Annotated in this window: 15 protein-coding genes and 1 riboswitch; of the genes, 8 read left to right on the forward strand and 7 right to left on the reverse strand. The window is 72.5% G+C overall.

Going from position 1 to position 15,558, the window contains the following annotated elements; translation table 11 throughout:
• Positions 1 to 12: 12 nt before the first annotated feature.
• From HUN58_RS15100 to HUN58_RS15115, 4 genes are all read right to left on the reverse strand, one after another.
• Positions 13 to 447, reverse strand: a complete 435-nt coding sequence (locus HUN58_RS15100) for an SseB family protein (RefSeq protein ID WP_180225102.1) — start codon at positions 445 to 447, stop codon at positions 13 to 15.
• A 61-nt stretch (positions 448 to 508) separates the two neighbouring features.
• Complete coding sequence (locus HUN58_RS15105) at positions 509 to 1,174, reverse strand: GPP34 family phosphoprotein (RefSeq protein WP_180225103.1); 666 nt, start codon at positions 1,172 to 1,174, stop codon at positions 509 to 511.
• Between the two features lie 93 nt (positions 1,175 to 1,267).
• Positions 1,268 to 2,062, reverse strand: a complete 795-nt coding sequence (locus HUN58_RS15110; protein ID WP_180225104.1) for a glucose 1-dehydrogenase — start codon at positions 2,060 to 2,062, stop codon at positions 1,268 to 1,270.
• Positions 2,063 to 2,153: 91 nt separating this feature from the next.
• Positions 2,154 to 2,942: an HNH endonuclease family protein gene (locus HUN58_RS15115; RefSeq protein ID WP_180225105.1), complete on the reverse strand. Its 789-nt coding sequence runs from the start codon at positions 2,940 to 2,942 to the stop codon at positions 2,154 to 2,156.
• A 102-nt stretch (positions 2,943 to 3,044) separates the two neighbouring features.
• Here HUN58_RS15115 and HUN58_RS15120 point away from each other — a divergent pair, with 102 nt between their 5' ends.
• Positions 3,045 to 3,824 carry an aldo/keto reductase gene (locus HUN58_RS15120; protein WP_180225106.1) on the forward strand — a complete coding sequence of 260 codons (780 nt, stop codon included), beginning with the start codon at positions 3,045 to 3,047 and terminating at the stop codon, positions 3,822 to 3,824.
• A 136-nt stretch (positions 3,825 to 3,960) separates the two neighbouring features.
• On the opposite strand, the gene HUN58_RS15125 is transcribed toward HUN58_RS15120, so the two are convergent.
• On the reverse strand, positions 3,961 to 7,278 hold the full coding sequence (locus HUN58_RS15125) for a DEAD/DEAH box helicase (RefSeq protein WP_180225107.1): 3,318 nt from the start codon (positions 7,276 to 7,278) through the stop codon (positions 3,961 to 3,963).
• Positions 7,279 to 7,464: 186 nt separating this feature from the next.
• Between HUN58_RS15125 and HUN58_RS15130 the strand changes: the two genes are divergently transcribed.
• From HUN58_RS15130 to HUN58_RS15145, 4 genes are all read left to right on the forward strand, one after another.
• Positions 7,465 to 8,820 carry an LCP family protein gene (locus HUN58_RS15130; RefSeq protein ID WP_180225108.1) on the forward strand — a complete coding sequence of 452 codons (1,356 nt, stop codon included), beginning with the start codon at positions 7,465 to 7,467 and terminating at the stop codon, positions 8,818 to 8,820.
• 80 nt (positions 8,821 to 8,900) lie between these two features.
• Positions 8,901 to 9,072, forward strand: a riboswitch (M-box (ykoK) riboswitch).
• A 395-nt stretch (positions 9,073 to 9,467) separates the two neighbouring features.
• Positions 9,468 to 11,156, forward strand: a complete 1,689-nt coding sequence (locus HUN58_RS15135; RefSeq protein WP_180225109.1) for an NRAMP family divalent metal transporter — start codon at positions 9,468 to 9,470, stop codon at positions 11,154 to 11,156.
• A gap of 71 nt (positions 11,157 to 11,227) precedes the next feature.
• On the forward strand, positions 11,228 to 11,674 hold the full coding sequence (locus tag HUN58_RS15140) for a BLUF domain-containing protein (protein WP_229666984.1): 447 nt from the start codon (positions 11,228 to 11,230) through the stop codon (positions 11,672 to 11,674).
• Positions 11,675 to 11,735: 61 nt separating this feature from the next.
• On the forward strand, positions 11,736 to 12,041 hold the full coding sequence (locus HUN58_RS15145) for a hypothetical protein (RefSeq protein WP_114850812.1): 306 nt from the start codon (positions 11,736 to 11,738) through the stop codon (positions 12,039 to 12,041).
• 38 nt (positions 12,042 to 12,079) lie between these two features.
• Here the strand turns inward: HUN58_RS15145 and HUN58_RS15150 are convergent, their stop codons facing one another.
• Positions 12,080 to 13,501 carry an amino acid permease gene (locus HUN58_RS15150; protein ID WP_180225110.1) on the reverse strand — a complete coding sequence of 474 codons (1,422 nt, stop codon included), beginning with the start codon at positions 13,499 to 13,501 and terminating at the stop codon, positions 12,080 to 12,082.
• Between the two features lie 107 nt (positions 13,502 to 13,608).
• Here HUN58_RS15150 and HUN58_RS15155 point away from each other — a divergent pair, with 107 nt between their 5' ends.
• Complete coding sequence (locus tag HUN58_RS15155) at positions 13,609 to 14,100, forward strand: DUF427 domain-containing protein (RefSeq protein ID WP_180225111.1); 492 nt, start codon at positions 13,609 to 13,611, stop codon at positions 14,098 to 14,100.
• Positions 14,101 to 14,172: 72 nt separating this feature from the next.
• On the opposite strand, the gene HUN58_RS15160 is transcribed toward HUN58_RS15155, so the two are convergent.
• On the reverse strand, positions 14,173 to 14,505 hold the full coding sequence (locus HUN58_RS15160) for a hypothetical protein (RefSeq protein ID WP_141861034.1): 333 nt from the start codon (positions 14,503 to 14,505) through the stop codon (positions 14,173 to 14,175).
• 82 nt (positions 14,506 to 14,587) lie between these two features.
• Here HUN58_RS15160 and HUN58_RS15165 point away from each other — a divergent pair, with 82 nt between their 5' ends.
• Positions 14,588 to 14,977 (forward strand): hypothetical protein, encoded by a 390-nt coding sequence (locus HUN58_RS15165; RefSeq protein ID WP_180225112.1) that lies wholly within the window; start codon positions 14,588 to 14,590, stop codon positions 14,975 to 14,977.
• Positions 14,932 to 15,426, forward strand: coding sequence for a DUF6264 family protein (locus HUN58_RS20610; protein ID WP_368075748.1), 495 nt, complete (start codon positions 14,932 to 14,934; stop codon positions 15,424 to 15,426). The genes HUN58_RS15165 and HUN58_RS20610 overlap by 46 nt, the downstream gene beginning before the upstream one ends.
• Positions 15,427 to 15,558: the final 132 nt, after the last annotated feature.

Here is a 15,558-nt window from a genome sequence, read left to right on the forward strand (position 1 = left end):
GCCGCGGGCGGGTCAGGCCTCGTCGGTGCCGGCTCCGTCCTCGGTCGGCACACCCCCACGCATCTGCTCGCGCATGTTCGCCAGGACCTCGGCGTGCAGGAAGTTCGCCGCTTCGGCGCTCGTCGGGTCGACCACGATGCCGAACTCCTCCGGGAGCGCGGCCACGAGCTCGGACATCGGGACCGGGCGGCCCTCGGTGTCGGGCAGCCCGGCGGCGAGCTCCTCGGGGTCGGTGAACACCGGCACGAACGGCAGGTCCCGGATGATCACGTGCGCGATGCTGCCGCCCTCCGGGGCGCCCTCGGGCTTCCACGGCACCCAGGCCGCGCTGCGCAGGAACCCCGCGGGCGATGTCGCCATCCGACGGCGGAGCTCGGCGGCTGCGGTGGGCGGGGTCTTGTCGACGCCCCGACCGAAGGCCGACCCGTCCGTCTCGTTCGTGCTCATCCGGCCATGCTGTCACGCCGCGGTGACCAACCCGGCCAGCGGACCGGGGAACGGCGCGAGCTCAGTTGCTCCCCGCTGTCGTCGCCGCGGTGCTCGAAGCGAGGACCCCAGCCGTCATGGCCGCCGATGCGTTGACGTCGGCGAGCACCTGACGGACCGCGGGTGCGACCCAGTCGCCTTGCACGACCGAGCGGAGGAAGCGCTTGTCGACCCGACCGAACTCCGAGCGGAGCGTGTCCGTGGCGTCGAGCAGGCCGATGACCGCCGCGACGTAGGAGGACGGGGCTGCTCGACCGGCCAGGACCTCGTCGATCGCCTGGCGCACCTGGAGTCTCGGCAGGCCGTCGCGCTCGGGGTGCCGGGTCGTGGTGAAGACCAGCAAGGTGCGGTGCTGCTCCTCGGTGAGCACGCCGCGCTGCACCAGCTGGGCGACCACCCCGTCGTGCAGGGTCCGCTTGCCGAGCTGGCGGACCCACCACTTCGCGGGCTTCGGCGACTCGGAGGCGATCCATGCCAGCGCGGTGTCGAGGACCTGGTTGCCGGTCGGTGTCCCCGACGCGATCACGACCCGGTCCTTCGACAGGGCGATCGCGCCGCGCAGGGCGAGGTCGGCGAGGACGCCCCCGGCGGTCCCGAGCTGCGTGCGCGTCACGGTCGCACGGGCCCGACCGTCCGGCGCGATCTGCAGCAGCGCGAACACCTGGGGGATCGTCAGCAACTCGGCCATGCTCGCAGCGTGCCACACGGGGCGGTGGTGTGTCGTGCCTCCCGGCCGGCAGTCGGCGCAGACGGGCGCGCGCCGGCTGCCGGAGGGGCAGCTTCAGTACTTGGCCGACTGCCCGCCGTCGATCGGGACGACCGTCGCGTTGACGTAGCTGGCGTCGTCGGAGAGCAGGAAGGCGACGACCGAGGCGATCTCGGGGGCCTCGCCGTAGCGCTTGGTCGGGTTGACCTGGATGAACTCCTCGGCGGCCTTGCGGGGGTTCTCGGCGTCGATCTGCTTCATCGAGTTCTCGACCATCGGCGTCCAGATGGCGCCGGGGGCGATCGCGTTGATGCGGATGCCGTACTGGCCGTACTCGACGGCGGAGTTGCGGGTCAGGCCGACGACGCCGTGCTTGGCGGCGGCGTAGCCGGACTGGTTGCCGATGCCGCGGATGCCGCCGACGCTCGCGGTGTTCACGACCATCCCGGAGCCCTGCTCGCGCATGACCTTGAGGACCTTCTCGAGGCCGAGGAACACGCCGCGGAGGTTGATCGACACGACCTTGTCGAACTCGGCGGCGGTGAAGGACTCGGTGGGGTTCTGCTTGCCCTCGATGCCGGCGTTGTTGAAGAAGCCGTCGATGCGGCCGAAGCGCTCGGTGGTCACGGCGACGTAGGCCTCGACCTGCGCCTCGTCGGAGACGTCGGCGACGGTCGTGATGACCTGCGCCTCGGGAGCGGCGTCGAGGACGGCGGTCTTCGTCGCTTCGAGGCCCTCGGCGGAGACGTCGACGAGGGACAGCGCGGCGCCCTCGGTCGCCAGTCGGACGGCGGTCGCGCGGCCGAGTCCGGAGCCGCCGCCGGTGATGAGGACGACGCGGTCGGTGAAGCGGGTGGTGGTGCTGGTCATGCTGGAGGCCTCCTGCGGTCTTCGACGATGAAGGGTCGATGCGTCTGCATCAGCTCGCCAGTTAGGCTACACCTGTTGTCCAGGGCGTTCGTCAGCAGCGATCGAGGATGCGCGCGATCGCGTCGTGTTCGGCAGGGGCCACCCACAGGTGGTACTTCGTCTTCAACGCGACCTGGTGTGCGACGTAGGTGCAGCGGAAGCCCGTCGCCGCGGGCAGCCAGGTCGCCGCGTCGCCCGACCGCTTCTGCGCGTTCGAGTGCCCGTCGACCGCGAACAGGTTCTCCGGGTCGTTGGCCAGGGCCTCGCGCTCCTGCTGGCTGAGCTGCTGGGCACCGGTGCGCCAGGCGTTCTCGAGCGCGACGACGTGGTCGATCTGCACGAGGGTCGAGGTGGTGTTCCCCCGCACGAAGTCGACGTGCTCCCCGGTGTACGGGGAGGTCAGGGCGCCGCGGAGGACCTTGCACGGCCCCTCGCGCTGCACGTCGGTCAGGTCCCGGGCGAGCACGTCGTTCCGGGTGTCGCAGCCGTTGTGGTCGACGTCGAGCCAGGCGGTGCCGAAGTCCCCGACGCGGTCGTACCCCGTCGCCGGGGCCTTGCCCTTGACGGGGAGCGCGGCGAGTTGCTGGCGGGCGGTCGCCGCGTCCACGGTGCCGGTGGGGTCGTGCGCACCGCCGGGATCGGGGCCGGTGGCGGTGGTCAGGGTGGTCGCCCCGGTCGTCGGACTGGAGGCACGGCTCGGGCCCGTCCCGCCGGCTGCGGTCGCGCCTGGGGTCGGCTCCGCGCCGCCGGTCCGGTGCACGAGGTAGCCGCCGGCCGCCAGGACGAGGACGACGACGAGGGACGTGAGGGTGACGGGGGTGCGGCGTCGGTTCGACGGCATGGAGGACTCCGGGTGGTGCGGTGGTGCCGTGGCGCGGGCACGGGTGGGCCGTCGTCCACCTTCCCGTACGGCACCGACGAACGGCGGCGTAGACACGGGTGCATGACCGATCACGCCACTCCTTCCGTGCCCGTCACCGGCGGGTCGATGCCGCTCCTCGGCTTCGGCACCTGGCAGATCCCGGACGCGGACGCACCCGCCGCCGTGGGCGCTGCGCTCGAGGCCGGGTACCGCCACGTCGACACCGCGACGGGCTACTCGAACCAGCGCGGCGTCGGCAAGGCCCTCGCCGCGTCCGGGCTCGCCCGGGACGACGTGTTCATCACCACGAAGCTGCCGCCGGACAACGCCGACCGTGTGCGCCAGACGATCGAGGAGAGCCTCGAGCAGCTCGGCCTCGACCACCTGGACATGTGGCTCGTGCACTGGCCGCCGAACGGCGAGGCCCGACCGGACGTCTGGGAGCAGGTCGTCCAGGCGCAGGCCGACGGGCTGACCCGGGCGGTCGGTGTGAGCAACTACTCGCTCGCGCAGATCGACGAGCTCGTCTCCGCGACCGGGACCGCCCCGGCCGTCAACCAGATCCGGTGGAGCCCGGTCGAGTTCGACCGTGCGATCGCCGACGGGCTGCGGGAGCGCGGCGTCGTGCTCGAGGGCTACAGCCCCTTCAAGGCGAGCAACCTGCAGGACCCGACCCTGGTCGAGATCGCCGGCGCGCACGACGTCGACAGTGCGCAGGTGATCGTCGCGTGGCACGTCGCGCACGGGTTCGTCGTGATCCCGAAGTCGTCGAACCCGGACCGCATCCGCTCGAACGCCGAGGGTGTGCACCTGGAGCTCTCCACCGACGAGGTCGCTCGGATCGACGCACTCGCGCGCTGACCTCGCGCCCGTGCGCGGCTGACGTCGCGGCGGCACCGTCGCACGACGGGAAGCACGCCGTGCCGCGGTTCGCAGCGGTGCGGCGTGCTTCCGGTTGTGCGGGAGCACGCCGCGCCGGCGGCCGACGCGGGATGTCTCAGGTGAGGAGAGAGCGGATGTCGTCGGCTGTCAGGTCGTCGGCGAACAGGGCGTCGTCGTCGATCATCGTGGCGAACAGCTCGGCCTTCTTCGCCGCGAGTGCGAGGACCTTCTCCTCGATGGTGTCCTCGGCGATGAACCGCTGCACGTTCACGGACCGGGTCTGCCCGATGCGGTGCGTCCGGTCGACCGCCTGGGACTCGGCAGCCGGGTTCCACCACGGATCGAGCACGAACACGGTGTCCGCCTCGGTCAGGGTCAGGCCGAAGCCGCCGGCCTTGAGCGAGATGAGGAACGCCGGCGCGGTGCCCGAGCGGAAGCGCTCGATGACCTGCGGGCGCTTCCGGGTGGACCCGTCGAGGTACTCGTAGCCGACGCCCCGCGCGTCCAAGGCCTCGGCGACCATCCGCAGGAAGGTCGTGAACTGACTGAACACCAGCGCCCGGCGGCCCTCGGCGGCGAGCTGTTCGAGCTCGTCGAGCAGCAGCTCGAGCTTCGCGGAGGGCACGGGCTCCTCGGTCTCCTGCACGAGGGCGGGGGAGAGGGCGAGCATCCGGAGCAGGGTGAGGGACCGGAAGACGATCATCCGGTTGCGGGCCAGGTCGTCGATCAGGTCGAGCACCTTCAGCCGCTCCCGGTTGAGCGTCGTCTCGTACAGCGCCCGGTGTGCGGGGTCGAGGGTGACCCGGACGACCTGCTCCTGCTTCGGCGGCAGGTCGGCGGCGACGCTCTCCTTCGTCCGGCGCAGCATGAGCGGCCGGATCCGCCGCCGGAGCCGCGCGGTGAGCTCCGCCCGGGCCTCGCCGCGGAGGTCCGGCGACCCGAGGGGCTTCACGTAGTCGTCGCCGAACCGCGACCACGACGACAGCAGCCCGGGAGCGGCGACGTGGAACAGCGCCCAGAGGTCCGTGAGCCCGTTCTCGAGCGGCGTGCCGGTGATCGCGAACGTCACGGGGGCGCCGAGCTCCGCCGCCGCCCGGTGGGTCTGCGACTGCGGGTTCTTCACGAACTGCGCCTCGTCGAGCACGAGCGCCGACCAGCGCGTCTCGCGGTACTCGGCCGCGTCGAGCCGGAGCAGGGCATACGACGTCACGACCACGTCGGACGCCGCGGCCGCCTTGACCACGCGCGCCGGGTCCTTCAGCGAGGTCGCCGTGACGGTGGTCACCGTGAGGGACGGCACGAACCGTGCGGCCTCGTCCGCCCAGTTGCCGACGACGGAGGTCGGGGCGACGACGAGGAACGGCGGCGCGTCCGGCTCGTCCCGGCGGGCGGCGGCGATCATCGCGAGCACCTGCAGGGTCTTGCCGAGACCCATGTCGTCGGCGAGCACCCCGCCGATGCCGTGCTCGCGCAGGAAGCGCAGCCACGCGTAGCCGGCGTGCTGGTAGGGCCGGAGCTCGGCGTGCACGGTGTCCGGCACGGGGACGTCCCCGGGCGGCGTGGCGTCGAGGAGCCCCGCGGCGATGCGCTGCCAGCGTTCGTCGTGCTCGGTCTCGTCGGCGAGCTGGTCGAACTCCGACCAGAGCCCGGCCTGCAGCGGCGTGACGGTCAGGGGAGCGTCGGGCTCCCACTCCTCGAGGTCGCGGGCTTCCTCGATGAGCTCCTTGAGTCGGTCGAACGCCGGGTCGGACAACGACAGGTACGAGTTGTCGATGAGCTTCATCCGCCGGTCGCGGTTCGCGAGGGCGCGGAGGAGCGGTGTGAAGGGCACCTGCTTGCCGTTCACGGTGACGAAGATGCCGAGGTCGAACCAGTCGTGCTTGTCCGACGGCATGGTCGTGACCGTGATGTGCGGACGTCCGGTCAGGCGCTCGTAGTCCTGCCGTTCGCCCTGGACGACCGTGCGGACGCCGTGGTCGGGCAGCGCCGGGAGCAGTTCGTTCGCGAAGACGGCGACGTCGGCGCCGTCGATGGTGCCGTCCTCGAACCAGGCGAGACCGCCGCCCGGACCGGCGGCGGAGGACTCGGAGTTCGCATCGGACGAAGGGTCGTCGGCCGCCCGGACCCCGGCCAGGTCGGGGAGCGGGCCGTGCAGCGCGACCGGGTCCTTCCGCCCGTCGACCTGCCAGCGCCACTGCAGGTGCACGCGGTCGTCGGTGCGCGGCGCGCGGGCGGGCTGGAAGGTCGCGGTGAGCACGAGCTCGGGCGCCCGACGCTCGGGGAGCTCGACCGAGCCGTCGGAGCTGACGAGCCCGAGCGCGCCGCGGAGCCGGGGGGACCAGTCGGCCAGGAACTCGTCGACCTCGGCCCGCGGCACGGTGATGCGGACGTCGTCGACGAGCATGCGCCGCTGGTCCTCGGGCACCGGGGCCGGCGTCGGGGCGAGCGCGACGTGGAACTCCGGGCTCTCGCGGAAGACGTACACACCGTGGTCGCCGATCGTGCGCGCGGCGCCGTCCGGGGCAGGGCGACCATCGAGCACCGCGCTCGCGCCGAGCACCAGGCCGTACTCGGACCGGACGGCGTCGAGGAGCACCTGTGCCTGCTCGCCGAGGACCGCACCGCCCTCGCGCTTCCCGGTCACGAACGCGATCCCGAGCGCCGGCGCCTGGCGGAGCAGCGGCCACAGGAGCGGGCTCTGGAAGTCGTCGAGGTGCACCCAGTCGCTCTCGCCCGGCAGCCCGGCGAGCTGCCCGGCGCGGTGGAGCGCCGCGAACTGCAGGAACCACGCGTGCTGCTCCGGCGCGAGCCCGAGCCGGTTGACCGAGTAGGGGAGCGTGCCCCAGGTGAGCTGCCCGCGCACCCAGTTGCCGGCGTCGCTCCGCGTGACGGGGCGGACACCGAGCCGGACGCTCCGGGCCCGGGACGGCAGCGCCCGACCGACCGCGCGTGCCCGGGCAGCGAGTTTCGACGGCACCGCGTCCCGCAGCTCGAACTGCAGGCCCATCGGGGTGCCCTGCGGGCCGGCCACCTGCGGGTCGTCACCGGCGAGGCGGGCGAGGTCGTGCCTCCAGTCCGGCTCCGGTGGGGTCTCGACAGGTGCGACGCGTCGCGGACCCGAGGCGGCTGCCAACGCGCGTGCGTTGATGGTGAGGAGCGCGGCGGCGACGTGCTTGCAGTCGCCGCCGAGGGGGCAGGTGCAGGTGCTGCGGACCGGGCGGACGAATTCCCCGCGGGCGAGCGTCGTCTCGACGCGGAGCTCGTACGGGTCGTCGGCGGACCCGGTGACGGTCGCGGTGACGGTGCCGTCGTCCTCGTGCCAGGTGGCGTCCTCGACCAGTCCCGCCCGCACGACGTCGCGCCCGCGCCCGAAGGTCTGCGGACCGACGAAGCGGATGACGTCGACGGCGTCGATCATCGGGACGGCTGGCACGGGACCATCGTGCCAGCCGCCACCGACTGCGAATCCGCGAAGGCCCGCCCGGTGTGGCGGAACCGCGCGGTTCCGCGGGCCACGGCCGAGACTGTGGAGGAGCGCAGGCGCGGTCCGAGGCAGGTCCCCGGCTCCCTGTCGGGCGCGACCGTACAGTGCGGGCACCCACCGAGCCGGAGGAACCCGATGGACCAGCAGCACGCACCGCGACCCGCCGCACACCGCCGTGCCCCGAGTCCAGGACGCCGCCTGCGACGTCGGGTGCTGCTCGGGGTCTCGGCCGTGGCCGCCCTGGCGCTGGTCGGCGGCGGGGTCGCCGTCGCGCGGACGGTCGTCGACCTGGACACCGGGATCCACCGGTCGGACATCCACCTGCCGGTCGCCGGGTCGTCGGCGAGCAGCAGTGCGGTGCCGCAGGCCGAGGGGGAGTCGAACATCCTGGTGATGGGGCTCGACAGCCGTCGGGACGAGGACGGCAACGTGCTGCCGGCTGCGACCTACCAGGCGCTGCACGCCGGGGACGGCTCGGACGGCGGGTACAACACGAACGTCCTCATGCTCATCCACATCCCCGCCGGCGGCGGTCCCGCGGTCGGCATCTCGATCCCACGTGACGACTGGACGACGCTCCCCGGGGCGCCGGACGGGAACGCCGAGGGGAAGATCAAGCAGGCGTACGGGTACGAGCTCGACCAGACACTGCGGCACATCGTGAACACCGAGCCCGGGGTGTCGCACGACGACGCGTACCAGCAGGCCCGGTCGGCCGCGCGGCAGGAGGAGATCACGACGGTGTCGCAGTTCCTGGGCGGCGTGCCGATCAACCACTTCATCGAGGTCACGATGGCGGCGTTCTACGACATCGCCCAGGCCGTGCAGCCGATCCAGGTCTGCCTGAACGAGACGACGTCCGACACCTACTCCGGGGCGGACTTCCACAAGGGGCTGCAGTCGCTCGACGCCTCGCAGGCGCTGTCGTTCGTGCGGCAGCGGCGGGACACGAGCGGGTCGGGCGTCGAGCTGACCGACCTGGACCGGGAGCGCCGCGAGCAGGCGTTCATCGTCGCCCTTGCCTACAAGCTCCGTCACGAGGACGTGCTGACGAACTTCCCGCTCGTGCAGCACCTGATCGACACCGCGAAGCAGGACATCGCCCTCGACTCCGGGTTCGACCTGCTGTCGTTCGCGGGGGACGCGCAGCGCTTCGCCGGAGGCGGGATCACGTTCCAGACGCTGCCGATCGTCCGGTACGGGGTCGAGGACGGGCAGGACGTGAACATCGTCGACCTCGCGCAGGTCCGGTCCACGACGGCGGCGCTCATCGCGGCGTCCGACCACCCGGCGGCGACGCAGTCGACCACGCCGAGCACCGCGACCACACCGAGCACCGGAGCTGCACAGGGCACCGACGGCACGGGGGGCGCCGCCGGGCAGGGCGCCGGGGCGGCCCAGGGCGCGCCGACCACGTCAGGGGTCCCCTCGACGACGACCACGAGCGCCGCGCAGCCGCTGGCGTCCGGCGGCATCCCCTGCGTGAACTGAGGCGTCCGCTGATGGTCCGATCAGGAACGGCCCGCGGGGTCGTGCCGACCCGTGCGCCGGGTCTACAGTCGTCCCTGCAAGGCGCCCTCCGTTCGCTGAGGCTCCTTCGTGGATACATGCCAGCGACCCCGAACGTCGAGAGACGCCACGGGTCAGGACAGGCCTCCCCGGCGCAAGGGGTTGCCCCGACTGGCTCCCGCACACGGCGGGTCGACGTCACGGAGTGCTGAAGGTCTGACGTGGGAGTGGCGTGACCGGGTCCCCGGTCCGCCGGGCGCTGCGCGCGACCGACGGAACGGGAGGTGTGCCATGAGCAGTGACCATCACAGGTCGTCCTCCGACGCGCCTCCCTCACGATCCTGACGTCGACCGTCGCCGTGTGACCCGTCCGTCCCCACCCCCGGGCCGGAGGGGCCGTCGCGTGCGCCGGTGACCGCCGTCCGCCCGCACGAAGCGTGGCGGACGTGCCCCGCGCCTCCCGTCCGGCCCGCCCAACCCGCCGGACGGACGGCCGCGCCTCCCGTGCGCCGCGACCGACGGCCGCCCTGCGCGCCGCGACCGACGGCAGCCCTGCGCGCCGCAACCGACGGCGCCCCCTGCGCCGCGCCCCGTCGCCGCGCCCATCCCCTCCCGGAACGGAACCCGCCATGACCACCGCACCCGACACCCGTCCCACCGCCGTCCTCGACAGCGCCCACCTCGGCGACATCCAGGGCGCCTTCGGCACGATCCGCGTCGACGACACCGCCCGCCGCACCGGCCTCCGCCGCAAGCTCCGCACGCTCGTCGCGATCGTCGGCCCCGGCCTCATCGTGATGGTCGGCGACAACGACGCCGGCGCGTTCGGCACCTACACGCAGGCCGGTCAGGACGACGGGACCTCGCTGCTCTGGACCCTGCTGCTGCTCGTCCCCGTCCTCTACGTCAACCAGGAGATGGTGCTCCGGCTCGGGGCGGTCACCGGGGTGGGGCACGCGAAGCTCATCACCGCGCGGTTCGGGCGGTTCTGGGGAGCCTTCAGCGTGGTCGACCTGTTCGTCCTCAACGCGATGACGATCGTCACCGAGTTCATCGGCATCAGCCTCGGGCTCCGGTACCTCGGGTTGCCCGAGTTCCCCGGCGTGGTCGCCGCGGCCGTGCTCGTCATCGCGGCGGTGAGCACCGGGTCCTTCCGCCGGTTCGAGCGGCTCTGCATGGTGCTCATCGCCGGCTCGCTCGTGCTCGTGCCGCTGTCGTTCCTCGCCCACCCCGCAGCGGGGGCGGTCGTGCACGGGTTCCTCGTCCCGGGCTTCCCGCGTGGTGCCGACCTGTCCACCGTGATGCTCCTGGTGATCGGCATCGTCGGCACCACCGTCGCGCCGTGGCAGCTGTTCTTCCAGCAGTCCTACGTCATCGACAAGCGGATCACGCCGCGCTTCATGGGCTACGAGAAGGTCGACCTGGTGATCGGCATCGTGATCGTCGTGCTCGGCGGGGCGATCCTGATGACCGTGCCCGCCGCGGTGTTCGGCGGGCACGCCGGCGCCGGGCACTTCACGGACGCCGGTGGGGTCGCCGTCGGGATCGGGCACGCGGTCGGGCACCTCGCCGGGGTGCTGTTCGCGATCGCGCTCATCGACGCGTCCGTCATCGGCGCCGCGGCTGTGGGGCTGTCGACGTCGTACGCCCTCGGGGACGTGCTCGGCATGCGGCACTCGCTGCACCGCTCGGTCCGGGACGCGAAGGGCTTCTACGCCGTGTTCGCCGGGGTGCTCGCGCTCGCCGCCGCGGTGGTGCTGGTACCCGGGAGCCCGCTCGGCCTGATCACCGTCGGGGTGCAGGTGCTCGCCGGGGTGCTGCTGCCGTCGGCGACGGTGTTCCTGCTGCTCCTGTGCACGGACCGGGCGGTGCTCGGGCCGTGGGTGAACGGACGGTGGCTGACGCGCTTCACCGCCGCGGTGGTGGCGGTGCTCGTGGTGCTCTCGCTCGTGCTGACGGTGAGCGTCGTGTTCCCCGCGATCACGAGCCGGCAGGTGACCGACGTGCTGCTCGGGGGAGCGGCACTGTCGGTGGCCGTCGGGGTGGTCTTCACGGTGCGGACGCAGCGGGGTCGCTCGGGTGCGGTCTCGGGGACGCGCACCGGTGGCGGTCCGGTGGGTGGTGCGGTCGCCGGCCTGGAGGCACGGGTCACCTCCGCCACGGACCGCGCGTCGTGGCGCATGCCGCCGGTCGAGCAGCTGCCGGCGCCCCAGCTGTCGCCGGGTCGTCGGCTCGGGCTGACCGCGCTGCGGGTGTACCTGGTGGTCGCGGTGGTGCTCGTGGTCGTCCGGGTCGTGCAGCTGGCGCTCGGACACTGAGGGGTCTGGGATCCTGCTGTCCCGTTCTGGGGGAGACGGACGACGGGTGTCGGGTGCAGGATCGAGGCGTGATGCATTCCCTGGTGTACATGAGCTCGGCGACCGAGCCGTTCGACGAGGACGCGCTCGCCGAGGTCCTCGAGCACGCCCGCCGACGCAACACCGAGGACGGACTGACGGGGATGCTCGTGCACCGCGGGGGGCGCTTCATGCAGCTCCTCGAGGGGCCCTACGACGCCGTGCTCGCCACCTACGCCCGGATCGTCGCCGACGGTCGGCACGACGAGGTCCGCCTGCTCGTCGAGGAGAGCGTCCACACCCGACGGTTCCCGGACTGGTCGATGGCGTACGACCGGGAGTCCGACGGCGTGCCGGTGCCCGAGGGCTTCAGCACGTTCCTCGACGAGGGGGACCGCAGCGCCGACCAGAGCCGGCCGCGGGAGCTCCTGCGCTGGTTCCGGAACCACCCGATGGCCGATCCGACCGCGGCGAAGGGCAAGCACCGCCGCGAGATGTGAGGCGCACGGCACCGTCCGTCGTCCGGTCCGTCGTGTTCGTCCTCCGGTCCATACTGGTCGGGTGACGACACTGCGAGGCACGATCCGCTCCACCGAGACCCGCGAGGCCGACGGATTCGCCGACTCCGTGGTCACGGCCAAGGAGGTCGCGATCGCGAACCTCGACCTGGACGGCTTCGCGCTGCAGCAGACGAACGCGGTCGAGAGCAAGGCCACGGGCGAGACGACCATCCGCGCGACGGCCCGTTCCACGGCGACGAAGCCGCACGAGGCGTCCGGGCCGGACTACGACGCGGCACTCCGGGCCTACCGCGAGTCCGTCCCCGAGGGGTGGCAGGTCCAGCACGTCTGGGTCGTCGAGGAGTAGTCCCGACACGGTCGCGCCGCCGCCGTACCGCGCAGGGCTCAGCGCTCGCGGCTGGGCTGCGCGAGCTTGCTGTGCTTCCGCGAGTACCCGAAGTACACGCCGAGGCCGATCGCGAACCAGATCGCGAAGCGCACCCAGGTCTCCCACTGCAGGAACGTCACGAGCCACAGCGACGCGATGATGCCGATGATCGGCACGACCGGCATGAGGGGCAGCCGGAACTGGCGGTCGAGGTCGGGCTGCCGGTAGCGCAGCACGATCACGGCGGAGCAGACGACCACGAACGCGAGCAGGATGCCGATGTTCGTCAGCTCGGCGACGATCCCGATCGGCAGGACACCGGCGAGCACCGCCGACGCCACACCGAGGATCCACGTGACCCGGGTCGGGACGTGGCGCTTCGGGTCGGTCTTCGCGAACCACTTCGGCATGAGGCCGTCGCGGCTCATCGAGAACCAGACGCGCGAGGCCCCGAGCATGAACGTGATCAGGACGGTCACGATGCCGACGATGGCGCCGATCGCGATGACGTTCGCGACGCCGCCGAGCCCGACCGAGGCGAACGCGGACGAGAACCCGGAAGCCGGGTCGATGTCGGTGTACTTCTGCATGCCGGTGAGCACCAGGGTGGCCAGCACGTACAGGACCATCGCGATGCCGAGGGACAGCAGGATCGCCTTCGGCATGTGCTTGCGGGCGTCGGTGGACTCCTCGGCGGCGGTCGACATCGCGTCGTAGCCGAACACGGCGAAGAACACCGTCGCGGCGCCGGTCATCACGCCGCCGAACCCGAACGGGAAGTACGGGTCGTAGTTGGCGCTGTTGATGTGGAACACCCCGAGCACGATGATGAGCACCACCAGCGCGACCTTGATGCCGACGGCGACGAACTCGAAGCGTGCGGCGCTGCGGATGCCGCGGGTCAGGACGAACGCGGTGAGCAGGCAGAGGACGATCGCGAAGACGTCGACCACGTGGCCGTCGCCGGTGCCGGGCGCGCCGAGCATCCAGGCGGGCAGGTCGATGCCGAACTGGCCGACCAGGAACCCGACGTACCCGGAGATGCCGATCGCCACGACGGCGACGATCGCGGTGTACTCGAGCAGCAGGTCCCAGCCGATGAACCACCCGACCACCTCGCCGAGCACGGCGTACCCGTACGTGTAGGCGCTGCCCGCCTTCGGGATGAGCCCGGCGAACTCGGCGTACGACAGGGCGGCGGCGGCGGCGCTCGCGATCCCGGCGACGAGGAAGCTGATGAGGACGGCGGGCCCGGCGACGCCGTTCGCGACCGTGCCGGCGAGGGTGAAGATGCCCGCGCCGATGATCCCGCCGACGCCGATCGCGGTGAGCTGCCAGAGGCCGAGGTGCCGTTTCAGGCCGCCGCTGCCCTCGCCGGTCTCGTCGTCGATCGCGTCGATCGGCTTCCGTCGGAAGATGCCCTGTGTCGTCGTCGTCACGCGCCCACTCTGCTCCTGCGGCGGGCTCCGTGTCAGGCGGGCGGCGGATCGGCGCGCGTGGAGTCGTCCGCGCAGACGCCGGCAGCCGCGCGGTGTACACCGGACGCATGCGCCATCCCGCGAGGACCGAACCCGGACCCGGCCAGGAGTCCGTCTGGGACTACCCCCGACCGCCCGCCGTCGAACCCGTGCCCGAGCGCGTGGTCGTCCGGCTCGGCGGCACGGTCGTGGTCGACACGACGGACGCGGTGCGGGTGCTCGAGACGTCGCACCCGCCGGTGTACTATGTGCCGATGGCGGACCTCGAGCTGCGGCCGGCCCCCGGCGCGAGCATGTGCGAGTTCAAGGGCCGCGCGCGCTACTTCGACGTGGTCGGTGGGGACGGGGTCGTCGCTCCTCGGGCCGCGTGGAACTACCCGACGCCGGAGCCCGGGTACGAGTCGCTCCGGGACCGCGTCGCGCTGTACCCGTCGGCGATGGACTCGTGCGAGGTCGGCGGCGAGGTGGTGCAGGCGCAGGAGGGCGACTTCTACGGCGGGTGGATCACCTCGAAGGTCGTGGGACCGTTCAAGGGCGGCCCGGGCACCCTCGGCTGGTGACCGCACGACCGACGTGCGCGGCGGGGCGGACGCTGCCCCGATCCTCCCGCCCGTCCGCGGTCCCGCGGACCGTCAGCCGCGCGCGTAGGGCGACCAGAACGGCGGTGGGAACGCGCCGCCCGTGGCGAACGACAGGACCTGCCAGACCAGCATCACCAGGCCGGCCGTCCCGAGTACCAGACCGACCCACGACCAGACCCGGACGGCACGTCGACGACCGGCGATGCGGAGCGCACGCACGCCGCTGAGGACGCAGACGATCCCGAACGCCGCAGCGAGGAACACGTGCTGGCCTCGACCGGCGGCGGGCACGATGATCCCCATCCACACCGCGACGGGGCCGAGCAGCACGGCGACGGTCGCGGGCACGGCGGGCGGTTCGGTGTCCCGTCGGGCTCCTCCCATGCCCTGAACCTACCGACGCGGAACGACCCTGTCCGTCGGCGGCACGCGGGCGGGGCCGCCGAGTTCCGAGCACGATGGAGGCATGCGTTCCTTCTTCCGTGTCCTGCTCGGTCTGGCGCTCGTGTTCGCGGGCACGAGCCACCTCACGTTCGCCCGCCGGGACTTCCGCGCCCAGGTGCCCGACTTCGTGCCGCTCGACACGGACACGATCGTGCTGGCGTCCGGCGTCGCGGAGATCGGTCTCGGCAGTGCACTGCTGCTCGCACCGCGTGGCCGTCGCCGGACCGTCGGGAACGTCGCGGCGCTGTTCTTCACGGCGATCTTCCCGGGGAACCTCGCGCAGTGGGTGAACCAGCGCGACGCGTTCGGGCTCGACACCGACGAGAAGCGGTTCGCGCGCCTGTTCGGGCAGCCGCTGCTCATCGCGTGGGCACTCTGGTCGACGCGCGGCCCGGGTTCGCGGGCGCGCTGATGGTCGCGCCGGCGGGGTCCGGCGGGCCGGGTGACGGTGTGGCTGGTTCCGGCGCGCGCGGTGCGCCCCCGGATGGCGTCGGCCTGGAGGCACGGCCCCCGTCGTCGGGACCCCGTCGCGTCGCGGACGTGGTCGCCTCGGTCGTGCTGCTCGTCCTGCTCGCCGTCGAGGCCGTGGTCGCCGCGATGGGCATCCTGCTCCTGTCGCTCGGGTTCAGCTCGTGCGCGGCGCCCGGGAACACCTGCGACCAGGGCCTCGGCGGAGCGGTGGTGTACGTCGGCCCGGTCCTCGTCGCCCTCGTGTTCGTGGCGGCCCTCGTGGTGAGCATCGTCCGGCTCGTGAAGCGCCGGTTGACCTGGCCGGTGCCCCTGCTCGGGGCCGGGCTCGTGGTCGTGGTGTTCTTCGTGGCCAGGGCACTGGCCGACGTGGCGGTCACGCGCGGGATCTGAGCGTGGTCATGCGCTCGACATGAGCGCGGTCACGCGCGGGATCTGCGGGCGGAGCTGGCTCCTCCACAGGCGGGGTGTCCGGCGGTGTCGTCCACAGGGCGGGTCATCCGGGCTCGGCAGGGCCACCGGATC

This window comes from Curtobacterium sp. Csp1, from assembly GCF_013347185.1.

What these genes read in the sequence shown, in the direction of transcription:
- HUN58_RS15165 (WP_180225112.1), top strand. Translation starts at nt 14,588, where the DNA reads ATGCGTTCCTTCTTCCGTGTCCTGCTCGGTCTGGCGCTCGTGTTCGCG.
- HUN58_RS15105 (WP_180225103.1), bottom strand. Translation starts at nt 1,174, where the DNA reads ATGGCCGAGTTGCTGACGATCCCCCAGGTGTTCGCGCTGCTGCAGATC.
- HUN58_RS15160 (WP_141861034.1), bottom strand. Translation starts at nt 14,505, where the DNA reads ATGGGAGGAGCCCGACGGGACACCGAACCGCCCGCCGTGCCCGCGACC.
- HUN58_RS15140 (WP_229666984.1), top strand. Translation starts at nt 11,228, where the DNA reads ATGCATTCCCTGGTGTACATGAGCTCGGCGACCGAGCCGTTCGACGAG.
- HUN58_RS15135 (WP_180225109.1), top strand. Translation starts at nt 9,468, where the DNA reads ATGACCACCGCACCCGACACCCGTCCCACCGCCGTCCTCGACAGCGCC.
- HUN58_RS15100 (WP_180225102.1), bottom strand. Translation starts at nt 447, where the DNA reads ATGAGCACGAACGAGACGGACGGGTCGGCCTTCGGTCGGGGCGTCGAC.
- HUN58_RS15115 (WP_180225105.1), bottom strand. Translation starts at nt 2,942, where the DNA reads ATGCCGTCGAACCGACGCCGCACCCCCGTCACCCTCACGTCCCTCGTC.
- HUN58_RS15155 (WP_180225111.1), top strand. Translation starts at nt 13,609, where the DNA reads ATGCGCCATCCCGCGAGGACCGAACCCGGACCCGGCCAGGAGTCCGTC.
- HUN58_RS15130 (WP_180225108.1), top strand. Translation starts at nt 7,465, where the DNA reads ATGGACCAGCAGCACGCACCGCGACCCGCCGCACACCGCCGTGCCCCG.
- HUN58_RS15110 (WP_180225104.1), bottom strand. Translation starts at nt 2,062, where the DNA reads ATGACCAGCACCACCACCCGCTTCACCGACCGCGTCGTCCTCATCACC.
- HUN58_RS15120 (WP_180225106.1), top strand. Translation starts at nt 3,045, where the DNA reads ATGACCGATCACGCCACTCCTTCCGTGCCCGTCACCGGCGGGTCGATG.